The sequence below is a fragment of the Janthinobacterium rivuli genome (genome assembly GCF_009208735.1).
Classification (GTDB): domain Bacteria; phylum Pseudomonadota; class Gammaproteobacteria; order Burkholderiales; family Burkholderiaceae_D; genus Janthinobacterium.
This window is the reverse complement of record NZ_WFLJ01000003.1, coordinates 318,501-333,906: the sequence shown is the minus strand read 5'-3', so window position 1 is coordinate 333,906 and position 15,406 is coordinate 318,501. Positions and strand designations below refer to the sequence as shown.

General features: G+C 64.7%; 16 protein-coding genes. 7 read left to right on the top strand and 9 right to left on the bottom strand.

What is annotated here, in order from left to right:
• Positions 1-203 precede the first annotated feature (203 nt).
• Positions 204-1,070, top strand: coding sequence for an HDOD domain-containing protein (locus tag GCN78_RS05845; protein WP_152250838.1), 867 nt, complete (start codon positions 204-206; stop codon positions 1,068-1,070).
• 107 nt (positions 1,071-1,177) lie between these two features.
• Complete coding sequence (locus tag GCN78_RS05840; RefSeq protein WP_152250837.1) at positions 1,178-2,386, top strand: hypothetical protein; 1,209 nt, start codon at positions 1,178-1,180, stop codon at positions 2,384-2,386.
• A gap of 25 nt (positions 2,387-2,411) precedes the next feature.
• On the opposite strand, the gene GCN78_RS05835 is transcribed toward GCN78_RS05840, so the two are convergent.
• Positions 2,412-2,936: a DNA-deoxyinosine glycosylase gene (locus GCN78_RS05835; RefSeq protein WP_152250836.1), complete on the bottom strand. Its 525-nt coding sequence runs from the start codon at positions 2,934-2,936 to the stop codon at positions 2,412-2,414.
• A gap of 94 nt (positions 2,937-3,030) precedes the next feature.
• Between GCN78_RS05835 and GCN78_RS05830 the strand changes: the two genes are divergently transcribed.
• Entirely contained in the window at positions 3,031-3,459 is a 429-nt protein-coding gene (locus tag GCN78_RS05830; RefSeq protein WP_152250835.1) for an Mpo1 family 2-hydroxy fatty acid dioxygenase, read from the top strand.
• A gap of 145 nt (positions 3,460-3,604) precedes the next feature.
• Positions 3,605-4,054, top strand: coding sequence for an outer membrane lipoprotein (locus tag GCN78_RS05825; RefSeq protein WP_152250834.1), 450 nt, complete (start codon positions 3,605-3,607; stop codon positions 4,052-4,054).
• A gap of 21 nt (positions 4,055-4,075) precedes the next feature.
• On the opposite strand, the gene GCN78_RS29875 is transcribed toward GCN78_RS05825, so the two are convergent.
• Positions 4,076-4,207 (bottom strand): hypothetical protein, encoded by a 132-nt coding sequence (locus tag GCN78_RS29875; RefSeq protein ID WP_264372669.1) that lies wholly within the window; start codon positions 4,205-4,207, stop codon positions 4,076-4,078.
• Between the two features lie 183 nt (positions 4,208-4,390).
• On the opposite strand from GCN78_RS29875, the gene GCN78_RS05820 reads away from it, so the two are divergent.
• From GCN78_RS05820 to GCN78_RS05810, 3 genes are all read left to right on the top strand, one after another.
• On the top strand, positions 4,391-5,335 hold the full coding sequence (locus GCN78_RS05820; protein WP_152250833.1) for a DMT family transporter: 945 nt from the start codon (positions 4,391-4,393) through the stop codon (positions 5,333-5,335).
• Entirely contained in the window at positions 5,332-5,838 is a 507-nt protein-coding gene (locus GCN78_RS05815; RefSeq protein WP_152250832.1) for a GNAT family N-acetyltransferase, read from the top strand. The genes GCN78_RS05820 and GCN78_RS05815 overlap by 4 nt, the downstream gene beginning before the upstream one ends.
• Positions 5,839-6,418: 580 nt before the next feature.
• Positions 6,419-6,598, top strand: coding sequence for a hypothetical protein (locus GCN78_RS05810; RefSeq protein WP_034746290.1), 180 nt, complete (start codon positions 6,419-6,421; stop codon positions 6,596-6,598).
• An 11-nt stretch (positions 6,599-6,609) separates the two neighbouring features.
• Here GCN78_RS05810 and GCN78_RS05805 read toward each other — a convergent pair whose 3' ends face one another.
• The 7 genes from GCN78_RS05805 to hutU form a co-directional block, all read right to left on the bottom strand.
• Entirely contained in the window at positions 6,610-8,055 is a 1,446-nt protein-coding gene (locus GCN78_RS05805) for a glycine betaine ABC transporter substrate-binding protein (protein ID WP_226939496.1), read from the bottom strand.
• 66 nt (positions 8,056-8,121) lie between these two features.
• Positions 8,122-9,348, bottom strand: a complete 1,227-nt coding sequence (gene hutI, locus GCN78_RS05800) for an imidazolonepropionase (protein ID WP_152250831.1) — start codon at positions 9,346-9,348, stop codon at positions 8,122-8,124.
• 11 nt (positions 9,349-9,359) lie between these two features.
• Positions 9,360-9,935, bottom strand: coding sequence for a HutD/Ves family protein (locus GCN78_RS05795; RefSeq protein WP_152250830.1), 576 nt, complete (start codon positions 9,933-9,935; stop codon positions 9,360-9,362).
• Positions 9,935-11,311, bottom strand: a complete 1,377-nt coding sequence (locus tag GCN78_RS05790) for a formimidoylglutamate deiminase (RefSeq protein ID WP_152250829.1) — start codon at positions 11,309-11,311, stop codon at positions 9,935-9,937. The genes GCN78_RS05795 and GCN78_RS05790 overlap by 1 nt, the downstream gene beginning before the upstream one ends.
• The gene (gene hutG, locus GCN78_RS05785; protein ID WP_152250828.1) at positions 11,296-12,084 is read right to left on the bottom strand and encodes an N-formylglutamate deformylase; all 789 of its coding nucleotides are present in this window, start codon (positions 12,082-12,084) and stop codon (positions 11,296-11,298) included. The genes GCN78_RS05790 and hutG overlap by 16 nt, the downstream gene beginning before the upstream one ends.
• 20 nt (positions 12,085-12,104) lie before the next feature.
• The gene (gene hutH / locus GCN78_RS05780; RefSeq protein WP_152250827.1) at positions 12,105-13,664 is read right to left on the bottom strand and encodes a histidine ammonia-lyase; all 1,560 of its coding nucleotides are present in this window, start codon (positions 13,662-13,664) and stop codon (positions 12,105-12,107) included.
• Between the two features lie 19 nt (positions 13,665-13,683).
• Positions 13,684-15,387: a urocanate hydratase gene (gene hutU / locus GCN78_RS05775; RefSeq protein ID WP_152250826.1), complete on the bottom strand. Its 1,704-nt coding sequence runs from the start codon at positions 15,385-15,387 to the stop codon at positions 13,684-13,686.
• Positions 15,388-15,406 lie beyond the last annotated feature (19 nt).

Sequence of the window (15,406 nt, the reverse complement as noted above, 5' to 3'; positions counted from 1 at the left end):
GGATGACCAGCGTCATACAATGACGAAAATGGCGGCTGGACCTGGCCAAAACGGGAATTTTTGCGACAATATATTGCAGATGTGAACTATTGCCACGCATAAACAGCGATAATCGTCGGGCACTGCGCCAGACGCTCATGAAGCGGGCAGCGTCAGCGCACGACAGAATAAGCACCGGGCACAAAAATGATGATGAAAGCGTGATGATGAGAGCGGCAGCGCAAAAGCAGGTAGTGCAGGAAGATCCGGTTGACGCCTTGATGCGTTCCATCCGTATCCCGCCGCGTCCCAGCCTGCTGGTCGACTTGCAGCGCGAACTGGCCGAAGACGATCCGTCCCCGCGCCGCATCGCACGCATCATCGCCGACGACGTCGGCATGTCGGGCGCCCTGTTGAAACTGGCCAATTCGCCGTTCTATGGCGCCGCGCGCAAGGCCAAGTCCGTCGAGCAAGGCATCAACTTTCTCGGCATCAACCAGTGCAGCGCCATGATGACGGGCTTGCTGGCGCGCCAGGCGCTGGAAGCGGAAGGCGTGGAACTGACCAACTTCTGGGATGTGTCGGCCAAGCGCGCGCGCGCCCTGGTATTTACCTCGCGCAAGTTGCGCATCGCCCCGCCCGACATCGCCCACACCTTCGGCCTGTTCTGCGACATCGGCGTGCCCCTGCTGATGAACCGTTTCCCCGACTACGTCAACACCTACGCGGCGGCGGCCAACGATGCGCACAATTGTTTCACGACACTGGAAGATGCGCGCCACCAGACCAACCACGCGGCCATCGGCTGCCTGCTGGCGCGCAACTGGGGCCTGTCCTCCGACGTCTCCTGGGCGATTTTGCACCACCACGACTACACGGTGTTGGCGGACCCGTCCACGGATGACGCCATCCGCTCGCTCGTCGCCCTGTCGCTGCTGGCCGAAAAAGGCATTCAGCGCTACCATGGCAACAGTACCTCGCTGGAGTGGGACAAGGGCGGCGAACTTGCTTGCCAGCATCTCGGCTTGTCGCAGGAAGAAGCCGCCGACCTGCTCGACGAATTGCACGAGATGTTCGACACCGACCATTGAGGTATCAGGCGGCCGCGTCCGCCTGTATGATCCGTCCCGGCGCCTGGCATCAGCCTTGGCGCCTGTTTCCGTTTGCCTGACCCGAATTTCTTAACCTGTTGATCGCCATGCCCAAAAATAAGCGCCCTGTCCCCCGTAAATCCGCCAACACGCCCGAAGACAAGGATGAAGCCGTCACACGCATGCTGTGCACGATGGCCCTGAACCTGGCGGAGCAGGAAGACAGCGAATCGCAGGGCACGGTGCTGGCCGAGCAAGCCGTCGAGTTCGGCCGCCTGATCCGCAAGGCCTTGAATCAAAAGAAGGATGAAATTCTGTACGACGCCATCGAGCGTTCCAAATACGAAGACGTGGGCGCCTACCAGTATTTGCGCAGCCATATCGAGGAAGCCGCTTCCATTTCCGTGATCCGCCGCGACAATGCCCCGGCCATGGAAATCAACGCCTTCGTCGTGCCCCTGCTGGTGCAAAGCACGGGCGGCCTGCAGGAAGCGGACAGTTTCCAGGACCAGGACGCGTTCGAAGCGCTGGTGAAGAGTTTTCAACAGGCAGAACTGGAAAGCGCCAAGGCCAAGGTCGTCTTGATGAGCCATGCCTACGACCTCGATGAAATCGACCGCATCACCTACAGCCATTTGCACGAGATGGTGCGCGATGCCTACTCATCGATGACGGACAAGAAAATCGTCGCCACGCCGGGCCTGGAAAGCAGCATCGTCGGCTGGAGCGAGACGGCCTTCGGCCCGCAGGACACGGCCGTCGAACTGCGCTTCCTGCTGGGCTTTGCCCTCAAGCGCGCGGATGACCCGTTCTATGCGGAACCGAAGGACGAAGCGGCGCTCGATGCCTGGTTCGACGCGCGCATGGCCCGCTACCAGCAGTGGACGACGCAGGTGGGCGATCTGGTGAAACGCTGCCTGGCGCCGGCCGGCAGCGCCGTGGAAGTGAGCTTCCTCTACCAGGATCTGTTCCATGGTGGCAAGGAGCAAGGCATGAGCGAGTACGCGATGCTGCAGATGATGTCCGGCATCAACCATGCATTGGCGGAAAACAGCGTGGACGCTGGGGACGTCTTGGTGGTCGTCGGCCCGGCCGATGAGCACGGCGAGATGCTGTTGCGCGTCAACGTCAGCACGGCGACCGGCCAACTGCTGCACAGCGCCGACAAGCCGCTGGACCTGGCGGCCGACCTGCAGGACGAGGTCGACGACATCTGCGACGCGCTGGCCACCATCGGCGTGACGCAATTGTCGGTGGCGCTGAAGTTCGATGCCAAGGGACAACCGGTGGAAGCGCAGGCCTACGCGCCGGCGTAATAAACTGGCGCGGGCGGCGCCTGTATCAAAACGGCAGTAGTGTTTTCCATTGCAGCAACTTGGCGCCATACGCGAGCGTATAAGCCGGGCTGCTCGACGGCAAGCTGACGATGCGGTAACGCTGCGCGTGTTCGCCCAGCACCTTGATGCCCAGCTTCGCGGCCGTGCCGCCGTTGAAGGCGATCGTGTGCAATTGCGGCAAGCTGGCGGTCAGGGCCACCAGGTCGTTGTCGTCGCGGGCGCGGATGTTGCTGTCCAGGCTGCCCGTGCGCTGCGCCTGCGCCACCACGTCCCACAGGCCCACGCCGCGCGCCAGCAAGGTGCTCAACCGCGCCTCATAGGGCAGGCTGCTCAAGTCCACGCCCAGCACTTCTCCCAGCAGCCGCCAGAACTTGTTTTGCGGATGCGCATAGTATTGGCTGTGCGCCAGCGATTTTTCGCCGGGCAGGCTGCCCAGTATCAGCAAGCGCGTGCCGGCGTCGACGATGGGATCGAAGCAGCGCTTGCGCGGGTCGGCGGCATGGTCTGACAAGAGGGCTGGGTGATTCAAATGCGCGGTCCGGAAGAGGAGTGAAGGAGCATTTTACCCGGCCACGCGACGGTGTAGAATTCCCGGACAACCATCCCTACACAAGAGACCGCCCATGCGCACCATCGACACCCTGCTGGCCCAGTATGGCGAAAGCCACCGCAACCACGTCAATGAATGGGTGCACATCGTGTGCGTGCCGCTGATCGTTTTCAGCTTGCTGGGGCTGCTGTGGAGCGTGCATCCCAGCGTGGCGCTGCTCGGCAGTATTCTGGCCTTATACTATTACTACAAGCTGTCGCGTCCGTTCGCGGCGGGGATGCTGCTCATGCTGGCCGCCATGCTGGGCCTGCTGATGCTGATGCCCCCGCTGACCATCCTGCCCGTGTCGCTGGCGCTGTTCGTGCTGGCCTGGATAGGCCAGTTCATCGGCCACCAGATCGAAGGCAAGAAACCTTCCTTCCTGGATGATGTGCGCTTTCTACTGGTGGGGCCGCTGTTCGTGCTGGGATTTTTGTACCGGCGCCTGCGGTTGGCGTATTGAGCGGCAAGCGGTCGCGTGGTCACGCGGGAGCGGTAACAGAATTTTACTATTCGCAACTAGTTATCTGATGCAAGTGTCCTTATGATAAGTCATCATCTGCCGGTCGACGCAATCGGCAACCAACTTTTGTCCAAGGGAGTCCCACATGAAAGCACCAATTATTGCAGTGGCATTGCTCGCCGCCCTGACCGGCTGCGCCGTACAACCGAACTCGGCGAATGTGTACAACGCGCGCCAGGCGCAGAATGAACAATCGGTTCGCATGGGCACGGTTGAATCCGTGCGCCAGGTAACCATCGACAAGGGCGAGACGGGCACGGGTGTGCTGGCTGGCGCGGCGCTGGGCGGCGTGGCCGGCTCGACAGTCGGTGGCGGCAAGGGCGCCATCGCGGCCAGCATCCTGGGCGCCGTCGCCGGCGGCATGGCGGGCAAAAGCATCGAAGCGAACGCTTCCAACAAACCCGGCCTGGAAATCACCGTACGTCTGGACAATGGCGACATGCGCGCCATCGTGCAAGACGCGGACGAACTGTTCCGTCCGGGCGAGCGCGTGCGCCTGCTGTCCGATGGCCGCAAGACCCGCGTCACCCACTGATCTGCTTGCCGGCGCATGCGCTTAGCCGAATGCGCCGGCTGTCATCAGCAAGGCCGAAGGCGACATGCCCTCATGCAGCCAGATGGCAAGCAAGGTTGCCACCACGACATACACAAGCACGCTCCATACTTTGATTTGCAGTGAGGCTGGCATGGCGGTCCCCCTTCAAAGATGCAATTCAGAAAATATTTACTTGATAATAAAGTAAATATTTTCATAAATTCAACATTTTCCAGAAGCACTGCGCTGGCTCAATGCCCGGGTGTTTCCTGACCACACATTGAGCGAACTCGACCAAGACTCGCCATCCCCGCGCGATGCCCGTATACTTGCGCGATGTCCTCCCCTCTCCTGTTCATCATTGCCTGCCTGATCTGGGGCTCCACCTTCTGGGCCATCACCTTGCAGTTGGGCGATGTCGCCCCAGCCGTTTCCGTGGTCTATCGCTTCGGCCTCGCGTCCGCCACCCTGTTCGCCTGGTGCGCCGTGCGCGGCGACCGCTTGCGCCTGCCCTGGCGCGCGCAAAAATGGATGCTGGTGCAGGGCCTGGCCTCGTTTGCCCTCAGCTACGTGTGCACCTACAGTTCGGAACAGTACCTCGTCTCGGCCCTCGTCAGCGTGCTGTTCGCGCTGATGGTGTTCTGGACGCCGTTGCTCAACCGCATCGCCTTCGGCACGCCCATCACCTGGAGCACCTGCTGCGCGGCCTTTGTCGCCATCTGCGGCATCGTGCTGCTGTTTTACCAGTCCATCGGCGCGGCGCTGCACGATATTCTGGGCGGCGGCAACGGTCATTTCCTGCTCGGCTTCATGCTGGCCCTGGTGGCCACCGTGTCCAGCACGGCAGGCAACGCCCTCGTCATGAAAGTGCGCGAACATTCCGGCAACGTGATGCTGACCATGGCCTGGACCATGCTGTGGGGCACCTTGATGGTGGCCGCCTGGGCCATCGTCACGGGCCAGTCCTGGCAGTTGCCCACGCGTCCCAGTTACTGGATGGGATTGCTGTATCTGGCCATCTTCGGCTCGGTGATCGCCTTCAGCGCGTATTTCACCTTAATCGCCCGCATCGGCACGCAAAAGACCGTGTATATCGGCGTCGTCACGCCCGTCATTTCCGTGCTGCTGTCGGTGCAGTTCGAACACTACCGTCCCGCCCCCATCGAATGGGTGGGCATGGTGCTGTGCCTGTCCAGCGTGGCCTGGGCCCTGACGTCGGGCGCGCGCAAGACGGGCAGCATCGCTTCCCTTTCCACCACTCCATCCACAAAGGCAACATGAGCACCTCTTCCTCCCTCGCCATCCGTCCCGCGACCGCATCCGACGTGGCCGCCATCTTTGGCATGATCCATGAACTGGCCGTGTTTGAAAAACTGGAACACATGATGATCGCCCGGGAATCCATGCTGCACGACAGCCTGTTCGGTCCCCATCCCGCGTGCGAGGCGCTGGTGGGCGAGGAAAATGGCGAGGTGGTGACGTTCGCCCTGTTCTTCCACAACTTTTCCACCTTCCTGTGCCGCAAGGGTCTGTACCTGGAAGACCTGTATGTGAAGCAATCGGTGCGCGGCAAGGGCTATGGCAAGCAGATGCTGGTGGCGCTGGCGCAACTGGCCGTCGAACGCGATTGCGGCCGCTTCGAATGGTCGGTGCTGGACTGGAATGAAAACGCGATCAACTTCTACAAGGGCATGGGCGCGGACGTGATGCCGGACTGGCGCATCTGCCGGGTCGCTGGCGATGCCTTGACGCAATTGTCGGCCGGTACGCCGCAACCACTGTGATTGGCACCGCATCGCGGGAACCGCAAACGCCAGTTCCAAAAAAAATCCCCGCGGGCTAGCGGCACCGCGGGGTGAACCCATTGTCAAGTGGGAGGGGGAGAATGCAATCAACGGTTATCAATATAAACGCTACGACTGGTCACCGCGCCGACCTTTACATTTGCTTACCGGGCCTTACATTTTCCTTAAATCCGTCAGCTGACTGTGCATCCTTCACCACAGTTTATTTCCGTGGCTCAATCAATGTGCCGTGCAAACCGATATGTTGTTGTGTAAGTCCACTGCCACCCTGCGCATTCTTATAGATTTGGTACACTGTGAAACAGGCGATGCAGCCAGCAACCACGGCAAAAATGACCATGCGACGCTCCTTGGATATGCTTGAAGGTATCTGGGGGACCAGAGCCTGCGGCTGATGTTGGCCAGCAGGGAAGATTCAGTGTGGCATCTTCGGCCGGAGGGGCATTGCGCGATGTCAAACGCGTCAAGTTAGCGGGGCCATGGCGTTTGATCTCGCACAAAGTGGCGGCATTCCGCTCACACAAAATGAACGCATCATTACGCACCTGGGAGCCACATCATGAATGTCTCTGCCAAACCGCTCGTCATGAAAATCTACCGCGCCTACCTGCGTTCCCGCCTGGAACGCTATACGCGCGACTTGCAAGCCATCGCCGAACAGCGCGAGAACGACTTCCAGGCAGAACGCATCCTGCACCAGGCCGTCGTCTCGGTGCGCTCCAAACTGCACTCGCTGTAACCGTGATGCCGTCAGCGCTGCCGGCCGGCCACGGCCCAGCGCTCCACCAGCTCGAACAAGCCTTGCGTCAGCAGGGCCAGCACGGCTGCGGGGATCGCGCCGGCCAGCAGCATGTCGTTGTCATTCAGCGCCAGGCCGATGGTGATGCGTTCGCCGTAACCGCCCGCGCCGATGAAGGCGGCGATGGTGGCCGTGCCCACGCTCATCACGGCCGCCGTTTTCACGCCCGCCAGCATCACCGGCAAGGCCAGCGGCAAGTCCACATGCAGCAGGCGGTCGCGCCGGCTCAAGCCCAGCGCCAGCGCCGCCATGCGCAAGCCTTGCGGTACCTGCAGGATGCCCGTGCACGTGTTGCGCACGATGGGCAGCAGCGCGTACACGAATAGGGCCACCAGGGCCGGCACGGTGCCGATCATGCCCAGCACGGGAATCAATATCGCCAGCAAGGCCAGCGACGGCACCGTCTGCAGCACGCCGACGAAAGCGAGCACCGTTTGCCGCAGCGGCGCCGAAAACGCCGCCAGCACGCCCAGTGGAATGCCGATCAGGCAGGCCAATGCCACCGACAGCAGCACCAGCGTCAGATGCTGGCGCGTCAGGGTCCACAGATCGTCGCCGATGATTTTATCGAGCAGCTTGCTGCGCGCGGCGGCGGGTTTATCCACCTGCGTGCCGGAGGCCAGCCATTGCCGTGCCACCTCAGAAAACGTCTTGCCATCGATTTCCACGGCCGCATTCATGGCGATCATGTCGCCCTCGCTGATGCGTCCCTGCAGACCTGCCAGCGCCAGCCAGGCCGCGGGAAAGCGCTGCGGCACGTCGAGCCGGTACAGGAGCATGGCGTCGTAGCGGGGAAAATACTGCTGCGTGTCGGCCAGCACGCGCAAGCCGTACTGGCGTATCTTCGCATCCGTCGAATAAATGTCGATCACGTCCACCTGGCGCTGCGCCAGCGCTTCATAGGCGATGCCATGATCGAGTCCGCGCGGGCGCTGCGGCAAGCCATAGCGCGCAGCCAGGCCCGGCCAGCCATCGACGCGGCCGATGAATTCATGCGACAGGCCGAATGTCAGGGCCGGATGTTGCGCCAGCTGCGCCAGGCTGGCGATGCCCGTTTCATCGCCGCGCATGGCCAGCGCATAGGTATTGTTAAAGCCCAGCGGCACGGCCACGCCCAGGCCCAGCGCCGCCAGTTCGCGCCGCATCTGCGCCAGGTCGATGGCCTTGTCGTGCTTGAGGATTTCGCTGCCGATGGTGCCCATGTATTCGGCATACACGTCGATGCTGCCGGCCTGCAGCGCGGCCAGCACGATGGCCGTGTTGCCCAGGCCCTGGCGGTGCTGCGCCTTGACGTGCGGCGCGACGCTCTGCTGCAGGATTTCGCCGAGAATATACGATTCCGTGAAACGCTTCGAGCCCACCTTCAGGGTGCCGCCATCCATGGCAAGGGAGGACATGGGCGCGGCGGCGAAGAACAGCAACAACAGGTAAACAACACGCACGCGGCGCTCCGGGACGGATGATCAATCCGGCAAGCTTACCACCGGCGCGCGCCAGACACCGCCATGCACCACGCCCGCGCACGGGTTCAGGCCCAGCGCATACGCCAGGTCGGCCGGGCGCGCGATGCGCCACAGAGCAAAATCGGCGCGCTTGCCGATGGCCAGGCTGCCCGTCTGCTCCTGCAAGCCCAGCGCGCGCGCCGCGTGGATCGTGCAGCCGGCCAGCGCTTCCTGCGGCGTCAGGCGCCACAGGGTGCACGCCATGTTCATCGCCAGCAGCAGGGACGTCATGGGCGAGGTGCCCGGGTTGCAATCGGTGGACACGGCCATCGGCACGCCGGCCGCGCGCAAATCCGAGACGGGAGGTTGCTGTACTTCGCGCAAAAAATAGTACGCGCCCGGCAGCAGCACGGCCACCGTGCCGTGGCGCGCCATGGCGGCGACGCCCGCTTCCGACAGAAATTCCAGGTGGTCGGCCGACAGGCCGCCATGGCGCGCCACCAGCGCGGCGCCGCCCAGGTCCGACAGCTGCTCCGCATGCAGTTTGACGGGCAGGCCCAGCGCCGTCGCCGCCTCAAACATGCGCTGCGTTTGCGCCGGCGTAAAGCCGATGCGCTCGCAAAACGCGTCGACGGCGTCGACCAGGCCGTCGCCAGCCAACTGGGGCAGCATCTGCGCGCACAGCAGATCGATATAGGCGTCGGGCCGGCCCGCATACTCGGGCGGCAGCGCGTGCGCGCCGAGGAAGGTGGTGCGCACGGAAACGGGCAGCTCTTGCCCGATGCGGCGCGCCACGCGCAGCATCTTCGCTTCACTGTCCGCATCGAGGCCGTAGCCGGACTTGATTTCCAGGGTGGTCACGCCCTCGGCCAGCAGCGCCAGCACGCGGGGCAGGCTTTGCCGCAGCAATTCGTCGTCGCTGGCCGCGCGCGTGGCGCGCACGGTGGACATGATGCCGCCGCCGGCGCGGCTGATGTCTTCATAGCTGGCGCCATTCAGGCGCGCCTCGAATTCGTCGCTGCGGTTGCCCGCGTGGACGATGTGCGTATGGCAGTCGATCAGGCCGGGTGTGAGCCAGCAGCCCTGGCCGTCGTGCAGCACGGCGCCGCTGGCCGGCAGCTCGTCGCCGGGACCGAACCAGGCGATGCGGCCATCCTTGACGGCGATGGCCGCGTCCAGCAGCTCGCCATAGCCGTGCTCCATGGTGGCCAGCTGAACGTTGTGGATGACCAGATCCCAGTCTTGCATGGCTTTCTCTCCTAGGTAAACAGGTCGACGCACAAGACGGCCGAACGCTGCAAGGCGTCGAGCCGCCATTCCTGCGCATCGTCGGCGTCCAGCAGCAGCGCGTCATGGCGGCCCAGCGCGAACTGCTGCTCGCCACCCCGCGCCAGCACGTGGCCTTCGCCGGCGACGAACAGCAAGGTCGTCGCGCTGCGCCGCACCAGCCTGCACGGCGCCGTGATTTTTTCCAGCTGGTGGCGGCAGCGGTCGCGCCGCGTCATGACGTTGAAATCCGTCGTCGTCCCCTTGACTTGCGCCTCCACGGCCGCCTCGCCGGGAAACCACAGCATCGGTTGCGCCGCGCTCAAGGTCACCTTGCGCGTGCCGTCCAGCGTCAGCTGCACGCTGTCGCCATCGACCAGCATCAGGCTGCGGTCGATACCGGGAAAGCTGGAAAACGGCCCGCTGGCCGTGATCGTCGCCAGGCTGATACGCCAATCGAAGTCCATCAGGCCGGCGCCGGGCGGAGCTATGGCGATCTCCATCGTGCTGCCGCCGCCATTTTTCCATGGCGCGGCGCGCAGGCATTCCTGCGGGATGAAGGTCGCCATCAGAGCGCCCTCAGTTGCGCCAGGGTGCGCTTGTAGGCGGTGGCGATGGCGTCCTGCGCCACGTGGCGCCCATCGCGCACCTGCCACTGGCCGCCGCACAGCACGTCGCGCACCAGCTTGTCGTTGCCGCAGAAGATAAAACTGCCCAGTACATCGGCGATGGCCACGCCGCACAGGTTCACATGCGCGTCGTCGAGCACCAGCACATCGGCGCGGCAACCTGGGGCCAGGGCACCGAGCTTGCGTCCGGACGCCTGCGCGCCCCCCTGCAAGGCCGCCTGCCACAGATAGTCGCCCACATGGCGCTGCTCCGGCGTGGCGGCCACGTTGCGCTGCTGGCGCTGCAAGCGCTGGCCATATTCGAGCCAGCGCAATTCCTCCACCGGCGACTGCGACACATGGCTGTCGCTGCCGACGCCGAAGCGCCCGCCGGCGGCGATGAATTCGGCCAGCGGGAACAGGCCGTCGCCCAGATTCGCTTCCGTCGTCGGGCACAGGCCAGCCACGGCGCCGCTGGCGGACATCAGCGCCACCTCGTCGGGCTGCACATGCGTGGCATGCACGAGGCACCAGCGCGCGTCGACGTCGAGCTGCTCGTACAGATACTGCACCGGGCGGCGGCCGCTGTAATCGAGACTCTGGCGCACTTCGCCCTGCTGCTCGGCGATGTGGATGTGGATGGGACGATCCGCGGGTAGCGCTTGCGCCACTTCCCGAATCTGTTCCACGCCGGCGGCGCGCAGCGAGTGCGGCGCAAAGCCCACTTCCACCTGCCCGCCGCGCTGCGGCGCCAGCGCCTCGACGATGCGCAAGACATCGTCCGCACTGGTGCGGAAGCGCGCCTGCTCCGGCTTGAGCGGTTGCTCGCCGAAACCCGCATGGCTGTACAGCACGGGCAGCATGGTCACGCCGATGCCGCTGACGCGCGCCGCGGCCAGCACACGTTGCGCCGTTTCGGCGGGGCGCGCATACAGCGCACCGGCCATATCGCGCTGCAGGTAGTGGAATTCGCACACGGCCGTGTAGCCATGGCGCAGGCATTCGGCAAACAGCTGCGCGGCGATGGCTTCCATCTGTTCCGGCGTGATATGCCGCGCGAAGCGGTACATCAGCTCGCGCCAGGTCCAGAAGCTGTCAGGCCCGTCGCCGGCGACTTCCGTCATGCCGCCCAGCGCCCGCTGGAAGGCATGCGAATGCAGGTTGACCATGCCGGGCAAGACATATTCGGCCACTGCCGCGCCGGCAGGCGGCGCGGCGTTTTCCGCCACCGCCGTCAAATCACCGGCCGCGTCCCACTCCAGCAGCACGTCGCGGCGCCAGCCCTGCGGCAGCAGCGCATGGCGGGCAAACAGGGACGCACTCAACGCGCCACCCATGCCACGGCAGCTTCCATCATCCGGCGCAGCAGCGGCTGCACTTGCGCCGCCAGGTCGGGCCGGTAGCCGAACGGCGCCGCTTCATCCATGTACAGGCACTGGCACATCTCCAGCTGAATCGCATGCACGCGACCTTCCGGCTGGCCGTAATGGCGCGTGATATGGCCGCCCTTGAAGCGGCCATTCAAGGCCACGGTAAATGCCTCCTGCGCGCGCGCGATATCGACCACGGCGGACGTCAGGCCGCCGTCGCAGCTGGCGCCATCGGCCGTGCCGAAGTTCAGGTCGGGCAGCTTGCCGTCAAAGAAGCGCGGCACGCGCGAGGCGATGGAATGGGCATCCCACAGCACCACGGCGCCATGCACGCGCAGCAGGCGGTCCAGTTCCGCGCGCAGCTGCGCATGGTACGGCGCCCAGTAGCGCCGCAGGCGCTGCCGCACGTCCTGCGCATCCGGTTCGCGGCCGGCGAGGTACAGCGGCTCGCGGTGAAAGGTATCGTTGGGCAGCAAGCCCGTCGTGTCCTGCCCCGGATACAGATTCGTGTCTTCCTGCGGCCGGTTCAAGTCGATGGTGTAGCGCGACCAGCGCGCCGACAGCACCGACGCATCCATCTCCTGCAAAAAACCGTACAACTCGCGCAGATGCCAGTCCGTATCGGCCTTGATCAAGGCCTGCGGCGTCATGCGCGCGGCGATATCGTCGGGTATGTCGGTGCCCACGTGGGGCATCGACACGAGCAGCGGGATGCTGCCCTCGTTGAAGCGGAAATCCATGCCTGTCTCCTTGCGCCCGCTCAGGCGTACAGCGGGGCGAACAAATTCTTGCACGTGCTGCTCAATTCACCCTGCAACACCATCTGTTTGGCCGCCTCGATGTCGGGCGCGAAGAAGCGATCGGCGTCGAAGAACGGCACTTTCTGGCGCAGCTGGTGATGCACGTGCTCCAGGTGCGGCGAGGTTTTCAGCGGGCGGTGGAAATCGATGCCCTGCGCGGCGGCCAGCAGCTCGATGCCGACGATGACGGCCGTGTTGTGCGCCATGTCGTCCAGGCGGCGCCCGGCGAACGTGGCCATGCTCACGTGGTCTTCCTGGTTGGCGGAAGTGGGCAGGCTGTCGACGCTGGCCGGATGCGCGAGCGACTTGTTTTCCGACGCCAGCGCCGCGGCCGTCACGTGGGCGATCATGAAGCCGGAATTGACGCCGGGGTCGCGCACGAGGAAGGGCGGCAGGCCGGAGAGCGTGGCGTCGATCAGCAGCGCGATGCGGCGCTCGGCCAGCGCGCCGATTTCGGCGATCGCCAGCGCCAGGGTGTCGGCCGCGAAGGCGACAGGTTCGGCGTGGAAATTGCCGCCCGAGACGATTTCCGCCTGGCCGTTGGGGCCATCCTGGAAGATCAGCGGGTTGTCCGTGACGGCATTGGCTTCGATCAGCAGGGTGCGGCCGACGTTGCCGATCAGGTCCAGGCAGGCGCCCATGACTTGCGGCTGGCAGCGCAGGCTGTACGGATCCTGCACGCGCTCGTCGCCTTCCAGGTGCGAAGCGCGGATGGCGCTGTGCGCCACCAGTTGGCGGTACATCTGCGCCGCCAGGATCTGCCCCGGCTGTCCGCGCACGGCGTGCACGCGCGCGTCGAACGGCGCGTCGCTGCCCTTGGCCGCGTCGAGCGACAGCGCGCCCGTGACCATGGCCGCTTCCAGCAAGCGCTCGGCCATGAACAGGCCATGCAGCGCCAGCGCGTTCGACACCTGCGTGCCATTGATCAGCGCCAGTCCCTCTTTCGCCGCCAGCACCACGGGGGCGATGCCCGCCTGCGCCAGCGCATCCGGGGCCGCCATCAGTTCGCCGTTGACGCGCACGTCGCCCACGCCCAGCATGGCCAGCGTCATGTGCGACAACGGCGCCAGGTCGCCCGAGGCGCCCACGGAACCCTTGGCGGGGATGGCCGGCATGATGCCCGCGTTGTACAGGGCGATCAGGGTGTCGACGATCAGCGGACGCACGCCGGAAAAGCCGCGCGCCAGGCTGCCGATCTTCATCAGCATGATCAGGCGCACGACGGCGTCCGACAGCAATTCCCCCGTGCCGACCGAGTGCGACAGGATCAGGTTGCGCTGCAATTGCTCCAGCTTTTCATCGGGAATGCGCGTCTTGGCGAGCAGGCCGAAACCCGTGTTGATGCCGTAGGCCGCATCGCCCTTGGCGACGATGGCTTGCACGGCGGCGGCCGACGCTTCGATGACGGGATAAGCCTCGGCGGCGAGGATCAGTTTCGCGGGTGCGGCCCAGACGGCGCGCAGGTCGGCCAGGGTCATCGCGCCCGGTTTCAGGGTCCAACTTTTGGCATGCTGTGTCATAGTCATTCGCATCTAGGTCTCAAGGAATCATGGGAAGAATCAGGCCGTTGCGCTTGGCGCAGGCGGCCGCTGTTTCATAGCCGGCATCGGCATGGCGCATCACGCCGGAACCGCTGTCGTTGACCAGCACGCGCGCCAGGCGTTTCGCCGCCGCTTCGCTGCCGTCGGCCACGATGACCATGCCCGCATGCTGAGAATACCCCATTCCCACGCCGCCGCCATGGTGCAGCGAAACCCAGGTGGCGCCGCCGGCCGTATTCAGCATGGCGTTGAGCAGCGGCCAGTCGGAAACGGCGTCCGTGCCGTCCTTCATGCTTTCCGTCTCGCGGTTCGGGCTGGCGACGGAACCCGTGTCCAGGTGGTCGCGGCCGATGACGATGGGCGCCTTCAGCTCGCCCGTGCGCACCATCTCGTTGAAGGCCAGGCCCGCGATGTGGCGCTCGCCCAGTCCCAGCCAGCAGATGCGCGCCGGCAGGCCCTGGAAGGCGATGCGCTCGCGCGCCATGTCCAGCCAGTGGTGCACCTGCTGGTGGTGCGGGAACAGCTCCTTGATCTTCGCATCCGTTTTATAGATGTCTTCCGGGTCGCCCGACAGGGCCACCCAGCGGAACGGCCCCCGCCCTTCGCAAAATTGCGGGCGGATATAGGCGGGCACGAAGCCGGGGAAGTCGAAGGCGTTCTGCACGCCCTGGTCGAACGCCACCTGGCGGATGTTGTTGCCGTAATCGACGGTGTGCACGCCCATGGCATGGAAATCGAGCATGGCCTGCACGTGGGCGGCGCAGGAATCGGCGGCGGCCACCGTCAGGCGCGCGTGGCGCTGCGGGTCCTGCTGCGCCGCCTTCCAGTCCGACACGCTCCAGCCGCGCGGCAGATAGCCGTTGACCAGATCGTGCGCGGACGTCTGGTCCGTCACCAGGTCGGGCACCAGGCCGCCCGCCTTTGCGCGGCGCACCAGTTCCGGCAGCACTTCGGCCGCGTTGCCCAGCAAGCCGATGGAAATGGCTTCCTTGCGTTCGGTATGGTATTTGACCAGTTCCAGGGCTTCGTCCAGGCTGGCCGCCTGCTTGTCGAGGTAGCGCGTGCGCAGGCGGAAGTCGATGCTGCTTTGCTGGCATTCGATATTGAGCGACACGGCGCCCGCCATGGTGGCGGCCAGCGGCTGCGCGCCGCCCATGCCGCCCAGGCCCGCCGTCAAAATCCAGCGCCCGCCCCAGTCGCCGCCGAAATGCTGGCGGCCCGCCTCGGCGAAGGTTTCATACGTGCCCTGCACGATGCCCTGCGTGCCGATGTAGATCCAGCTGCCGGCCGTCATCTGGCCGTACATGAACAGGCCCTGGCGATCGAGTTCGTTGAAGTGTTCCCAGTTCGCCCATTTCGGCACCAGGTTGGAATTGGCGATCAATACGCGCGGCGCGTCCGCGTGGGTCTGGAACACGCCCACCGGCTTGCCGGATTGGATCAAGAGGGTCTGGTCGTCTTCCAGTTCGCGCAAGGAGGCGAGGATCTGGTCGAAGCAGGCCCAGTTGCGGGCGGCGCGGCCGATGCCGCCGTAGACGACCAGATGCTGCGGATTTTCCGCCACTTCCGGGTCCAGGTTGTTTTGCAACATGCGGTAGGCCGCCTCGGCCTGCCAACTCTTGCAAGCCATGACCGTGCCGCGCGGCGCGCGGATGGTACGGCTGGCATCAAAGCGTGGATCGGTGTCCATTGTGCTGTTCATGCTGTCTCCTCGTAGGGTG

What these genes read in the sequence shown, in the direction of transcription:
- GCN78_RS05845 (WP_152250838.1), top strand. Translation starts at nt 204, where the DNA reads ATGATGAGAGCGGCAGCGCAAAAGCAGGTAGTGCAGGAAGATCCGGTT.
- GCN78_RS05840 (WP_152250837.1), top strand. Translation starts at nt 1,178, where the DNA reads ATGCCCAAAAATAAGCGCCCTGTCCCCCGTAAATCCGCCAACACGCCC.
- GCN78_RS05830 (WP_152250835.1), top strand. Translation starts at nt 3,031, where the DNA reads ATGCGCACCATCGACACCCTGCTGGCCCAGTATGGCGAAAGCCACCGC.
- GCN78_RS05825 (WP_152250834.1), top strand. Translation starts at nt 3,605, where the DNA reads ATGAAAGCACCAATTATTGCAGTGGCATTGCTCGCCGCCCTGACCGGC.
- GCN78_RS29875 (WP_264372669.1), bottom strand. Translation starts at nt 4,207, where the DNA reads ATGCCAGCCTCACTGCAAATCAAAGTATGGAGCGTGCTTGTGTATGTC.
- GCN78_RS05820 (WP_152250833.1), top strand. Translation starts at nt 4,391, where the DNA reads ATGTCCTCCCCTCTCCTGTTCATCATTGCCTGCCTGATCTGGGGCTCC.
- GCN78_RS05815 (WP_152250832.1), top strand. Translation starts at nt 5,332, where the DNA reads ATGAGCACCTCTTCCTCCCTCGCCATCCGTCCCGCGACCGCATCCGAC.
- GCN78_RS05810 (WP_034746290.1), top strand. Translation starts at nt 6,419, where the DNA reads ATGAATGTCTCTGCCAAACCGCTCGTCATGAAAATCTACCGCGCCTAC.
- GCN78_RS05805 (WP_226939496.1), bottom strand. Translation starts at nt 8,055, where the DNA reads ATGTCCTCCCTTGCCATGGATGGCGGCACCCTGAAGGTGGGCTCGAAG.
- hutI (WP_152250831.1), bottom strand. Translation starts at nt 9,348, where the DNA reads ATGCAAGACTGGGATCTGGTCATCCACAACGTTCAGCTGGCCACCATG.
- GCN78_RS05795 (WP_152250830.1), bottom strand. Translation starts at nt 9,935, where the DNA reads ATGGCGACCTTCATCCCGCAGGAATGCCTGCGCGCCGCGCCATGGAAA.
- GCN78_RS05790 (WP_152250829.1), bottom strand. Translation starts at nt 11,311, where the DNA reads ATGGGTGGCGCGTTGAGTGCGTCCCTGTTTGCCCGCCATGCGCTGCTG.
- hutG (WP_152250828.1), bottom strand. Translation starts at nt 12,084, where the DNA reads ATGGATTTCCGCTTCAACGAGGGCAGCATCCCGCTGCTCGTGTCGATG.
- hutH (WP_152250827.1), bottom strand. Translation starts at nt 13,664, where the DNA reads ATGACACAGCATGCCAAAAGTTGGACCCTGAAACCGGGCGCGATGACC.
- hutU (WP_152250826.1), bottom strand. Translation starts at nt 15,387, where the DNA reads ATGAACAGCACAATGGACACCGATCCACGCTTTGATGCCAGCCGTACC.